This window comes from Thermoflexus sp., from assembly GCF_025055495.1.
Taxonomy (GTDB): Bacteria; Chloroflexota; Anaerolineae; order Thermoflexales; family Thermoflexaceae; genus Thermoflexus.
The window spans coordinates 1-5101 of record NZ_JANWXB010000042.1; the positions used below are offsets into that span (position 1 = coordinate 1).

At 68.7% G+C, this 5101-nt stretch carries 4 protein-coding genes and 1 pseudogene; 4 read left to right on the forward strand and 1 reads right to left on the reverse strand.

Annotation, left to right across the window (positions count from 1 at the left end; all coding sequences use genetic code 11):
• Positions 1–355, forward strand: a pseudogene (locus NZM16_RS01505) (hypothetical protein); the annotation flags it as partial.
• A 32-nt stretch (positions 356–387) separates the two neighbouring features.
• Here the strand turns inward: NZM16_RS01505 and NZM16_RS01510 are convergent.
• Positions 388–1569 carry a S41 family peptidase gene (locus NZM16_RS01510; RefSeq protein ID WP_295478021.1) on the reverse strand — a complete coding sequence of 394 codons (1182 nt, stop codon included), beginning with the start codon at positions 1567–1569 and terminating at the stop codon, positions 388–390.
• A gap of 287 nt (positions 1570–1856) precedes the next feature.
• Between NZM16_RS01510 and NZM16_RS01515 the strand changes: the two genes are divergently transcribed.
• The 3 genes from NZM16_RS01515 (at position 1857) to NZM16_RS01525 (ending at position 4793) form a co-directional block, all read left to right on the forward strand.
• Positions 1857–2711 carry an SAM-dependent chlorinase/fluorinase gene (locus NZM16_RS01515; RefSeq protein ID WP_295478024.1) on the forward strand — a complete coding sequence of 285 codons (855 nt, stop codon included), beginning with the start codon at positions 1857–1859 and terminating at the stop codon, positions 2709–2711.
• A 373-nt stretch (positions 2712–3084) separates the two neighbouring features.
• The gene (gene murA, locus NZM16_RS01520; RefSeq protein WP_295478027.1) at positions 3085–4377 is read left to right on the forward strand and encodes a UDP-N-acetylglucosamine 1-carboxyvinyltransferase; all 1293 of its coding nucleotides are present in this window, start codon (positions 3085–3087) and stop codon (positions 4375–4377) included.
• 2 nt (positions 4378–4379) lie between these two features.
• A complete protein-coding gene (locus NZM16_RS01525; protein WP_295478030.1) occupies positions 4380–4793 on the forward strand; it encodes a S1C family serine protease in 414 nt (137 codons plus the stop codon).
• The last annotated feature ends 308 nt before the right edge of the window (positions 4794–5101 follow it).

A 5101-nucleotide genomic window follows, 5' to 3' on the forward strand; every position in this document is an offset into this window, starting at 1 on the left:
GGAGGCTCTGAACGCGGCCCGGGAGATCCAGGATGAACAGGATCGCGCCAAGGCCCTGACCACGCTGGCCCCGTATCTACCTAAAGGTCTACTGCAGGAAGCCTTAATGATTGCCCGGGAGATCTGGGACAAATCGGCCCGCACCTGGGCTCTAGCCAAGCTGGCTCCACAGCTGGCAACGCTGTCCCAATACCCTCTGTGGGCTGAAACTCTTCGCTGTCTAGCCCGTCGTACCCGTCAGGATTTGCTTTGGGATCTCTGCGCCTTAGCGCCGGTCATTCATGCTTTGGGCGGGGAGGCCGCCATCCGGGAGACCTTCCGGGCGATCCGGGACGTGGGGCGCTGGTGGCCGTAGGGGCAACGCCGCCGCGCGGGCTCCTTCCCGTGCTACCGGCTCCCTTCGATGCGGGCCTGCAAAGCGGCGATCGCCTGATGGACCGCCTCCTCTCCGGATAGGGATTCGGGCGGCAGGGGGATCTCGGGGGCCAGGCCATTCCCCTCAATGGGCCGGCCCTCCCCCGTCCGCCATTCGGCCACCGTGAGATGGATCGAGGCGCCGTCGGAAAGGGTGAAGATCTCCTGGACGGAGCCCTTGCCGAAGGTGGTCTCTCCGATCAGAAACCCTCGCCCCTGTTCCGCCAGGGCGGCCGCCAGGATCTCCGCCGCGCTCCCGGTCCCGCGGTTGATCAGGACGGCCACCGGGCGATCGAACAGGGGGCCGGGCCCTTGCGGGCGGTGCGCTACTGCGTGGCCACCCCGGCGGTGCTCCACCGCCACCGGTGCCCGCCCGACGAACATCCCCGCCACCTCTACTGCTGCTTCCAGCAAACCGCCCCCGTTGTCCCGCAGGTCCAGCACCAGCCCCTCGACGTCCTCGCGGCGGAAGGCCTCCAGGACAGAGCGGACCTCCTCCGGCGTCCGGGCGGTGAAGGCCGCGATCCGCAGATACCCCAGGGTCGGCCGGGTCTCCGGGACGTATCCCCACGCCGAGGGCCGGGGGATCTCCTCGCGGATCAGGGTGACCTGGTAGGTCGCCTCGGCCCCCGGGCGGCGCAGCGTCAGCTGCACCGGCGAGCCGATGGGCCCGCGCAATTCCGCCTCCACCGCCTCGAGGGAATCATCGACGGAAATCGATCGGTCTCCCACCTGCAGCAAGAGATCCCCTGCCCCGATCCCGGCCTGGGCCGCGGCGGAGTCGGGGAAGGGATACACCCGCCAGCCCTCCGCGCTCGCCTGCAGGTGGAGGGGAAGCCCGCCCTCGACGCCCCGGAGACGGGCGATCTCCTCCCGATGGGCCGCCGGCTCCACAAAAGTAGAATGCGGATCGCCCAGGGACGCCACCAGGCCCCGGACGGCGCCATACACCCGAGCCCGGGGCTCGGGGAGCGGCCCGTAGAAGCGGGTTTCGATAAGGGCCCAGGCCTCCTCCAGGAGACGCCAGCGGTCCGCCGGCGCCGGCCGCTCGATCGAACGCTGTCCCCACAGATAGCCAGCGCCGAAGGCGGCCATCCACATCAGCCCGTAAAGGGCCCACTTCCATCCCCGCCGGACGAAATCGGATCCTCGCATGTCCCCCCTCACCGGAGGTGCTAAAATGCCATGCGCAACGTCGGGGCTCGGAGAAGCTCAGGCGTCTGAAGTCGCCCCTCGCCTAAATATACAAGGGACGACGGGCCGTTCATAGGGGAAGCGATCGGGCGGCCGAAGGCGCCCACCGCTGTCCCCTCGCTGTCCGCGAAGGGGAGCTTTTCCCGCAGGCGCTTCCCTTCCCCCTGCCTTCTTCCCCTTTGCTCTTATGGCAAAGGGGAAGAAGGCGGAAGGATAGATGGCAACCTGTCCGCAGCGGAGGATCGGACATGCGGATCATCACGCTGACCACGGATTTCGGGGATGAGGACGGCTATGTGGGGACGATGAAGGGGGTCATCCTCTCCATCGCCCCAGAGGTCCGGCTGGTGGATCTGAGCCATCACATCCCGCCCCAGGATATCCGCCGCGCGGCCTTCGTGGTGGCGGAGGCGGCGCCCTACTTCCCGCCGGGCACCATCCACGTGGCGGTGGTGGACCCGGGGGTGGGCAGCGCGCGCCGCGCCCTGATCGTCGAGACGGAACGCGCCCTCTTCGTCGGGCCTGATAACGGGCTGTTCAGCTTCATCCTGGACAACCATCCGGAGGCCCGCGGCTATTCGATCGAGGAGCCCGCTTACCGGCTCCCTCAGGTCAGCTATACGTTCCACGGCCGGGATGTCTTCGCCCCGGCGGCGGCCTATCTCGCCCGTGGGGTTCCGCCCGCCGCCTTCGGCCCGCCGGTGACCGATCCGGTCCGGCTGCCCCCGCCCCGGCTGGAGCTGAGCGAGGAGCGCATCGGGGGCGAGATCCTGCATGCCGATCGCTTCGGCAACCTGGTGACCAGCATCGGGCGGCTCCAGTGGCAGGGGGCCACGCTGGTCCTGCAGCCAGCCTTCGGCCCGCTCGCCCGGCGCTTCCCGGTGGTCTTCCGGGCGAAGGAAGCCCGGGTGGAGATCGGGGATCGGATCATCCAGGGCATCGTTCACACCTTTGCGGAGGGGCAGCCCGGGGAGCTCATCGCCTACCCTGGGAGCTCCGGTTTCTTAGAGATCGGCCTGGTGAACGGGTGCGCGGCGGCCGCCCTGGAGGCCCGTCGGGGGGATCCAGTGGTGGTGCGGGCGCGCCTTCTCTCCCTGGAGTAGGGGATCGGCCCACCTCCCTCAAGAGGGCGCTCGTCTCGGATATGCCGCCCTCGATGGCCCACGGCGCAGCGGATTTCCTCTGAATGAATGTGCGATTCCTCTCTCGGGGGAGGTTTAGGGGGTGAGCGGGCCGCCGAAGGTGGCTCTATCCACCCCACCTTCCCAGCGGCCCGAAGGGCCGTGGGGAGGGGCTGGCCTTCATCCGCATCGAAGGCTCAGGGGGCGTGGGGCACGGCCCGTTGGTCCAAAGTCCAACCGTTCGCGAGGGTTCCCCCAGGAACTGGTCGGATGAGGGGGATGTCCTCCCCTCAAAGGACTTCCCGGGGAAGCCAGCGGCCTGACTCCTATCCGAGTTGCCGAAGCGAGGGACACCATGGCCCGTGAAGCTTATTTCGTCATCGAGGGGGGACGGCGGCTTCGGGGGGAAGTGCGGCCAGGCGGGAACAAGAACGCCGCCCTCCCCCTGATCGCCGCCGCCCTGCTGGCGGACGAACCGGTCGTCCTGCGCAACGTCCCCCGCATCCGGGACGTGCGCGTCCTGTTGCAGTTGCTAAATGAGCTGGGGGCGGTCATCGAGGAGCTGGACCCCCATACGCTGCGCATCGATGCCCGGGGGGTGCGCCCTCGCCCCCTGAACCCCGATCTCAGTCGGGAAATCCGGGCCAGTATCCTGCTGGCCGGCCCGCTGCTGGCCCGCTTCGGCGAGGTCGAGATGCCGCCGCCCGGGGGGGATGTCATCGGCCGCCGACGGCTGGATACGCACTTCCTGGCCTTCGAAGCCCTGGGGGCCCGCTATGAGGTGAACCGGATTTTTCGGATCCGCTCGAAGGGCCGGCTGGCCGGCGCGGACATCCTGCTGGACGAGGCCAGCGTGACGGCGACGGAGAACGCGGTGATGGCGGCGGCCCTGGCCCGGGGCACCACGGTCCTGCGCAACGCCGCCTCGGAGCCCCACGTCCAGGCCCTCTGTCACTTCCTCAACCGAATGGGGGCCCGCATCGAAGGGATCGGCTCCAACACCCTGGTGATCCACGGGGTGGATCGCCTGGGGGGCGGGGAGGGGGAGATCGAATCCGATCACATCGAGGTCGGATCCTTCATCGGGCTGGCCGCCCTGGTCGGCGATGGGGTCTGGATCCGACGGGCGGTTCCTCACCATCTGCGCATGGTGCAGCTGGCCTACCGGCGCTTAGGGATCCACTTCGAGGTGCATGGGGAAGACATCTACGTGCCGCCCGAGCAATCGCTTCAGGTGGTGCCCGATATCGGCGGGCACATCCCGAAGATCGAGGACGCGCCCTGGCCGGGGTTCCCGGCGGACCTGATGAGCATCGCGATCGTGGCCGCCACCCAGGCGAGGGGCCCGATCCTCTTCCACGAGAAGATGTTCGAAAGCCGCCTCTACTTTGTGGACAAGCTGATCGCCATGGGCGCCCGCATCGTCCTTTGCGATCCCCATCGCTGTCTGGTCCATGGTCCCTCCCGATTGCACGGGGAACGCTTGGAGAGCCCGGACATCCGGGCGGGGATGGCGCTGGTGATCGCGGCCCTCTGCGCCGAGGGGACCAGCATCATCCGCAACATCGTCCAGATCGACCGGGGCTATGAGGATCTCGACGGGAAATTGCGGGCCTTAGGCGCGGCCATCGAACGGGTGGAGCGGTGAACATGAACGCGGATCGACGACTGTGGCTGTGGATCATGGCCTTGGTGCTCGTCGGCCTGGCCTGCGGATGCGCCGGCCTGGCGGCGGGAGGCCTGGTGGGCTATCTCATCGGGCGGGGCGCAGGGGGCGTTTCCGCAACGCCCACGCCGGCCTCCGGGGCGGCCTGGCTGGGCGTGGTGGTGAACCAGGAAGCGGATGGCGCCCGCATCCTCCGGGTGCTCCCGGACAGCCCGGCGGAGAAAGCGGGCCTGCGTCCCGGCGATCGGATCACCGCCATCGACGGCGAGCCCGTGGATGCCGCCCATCCCCTGCCGGACGCCATCCGACGTCGTCGTCCAGGCGATACCGTGCGCTTGACGGTGGTCCGGGATGGGGAAGAGCGCGCGGTTTCCGTCACGCTGGGCCGCGCCCCATGAGAGCGGGGGGGCCGTCCGCGAATGGGGCACGAATACACGAATGGGGGGGGAGTGAGATCGGGGGCCCCCTCGTTGCTTCCTGAGATCGCTCCCCTGATTGCCGGGAGGCGGTGCCGCGTGTTGGCCCGTGCGCTTGGCCTCCGGGCGCCGGTTGCCGTTCCGCTTCAACGGGATCGCCACCTGCGGAATGCGACATGAGACGACCTTTCCGGGTGAGAGGGCGTCTCGGACTTGCCGTTGCCGGGCTGATCTTCGGTGGGCTGGCCCTTTGGGGATGGCTTCGCAGCGTATCCCCTTCCGTTCGGGTT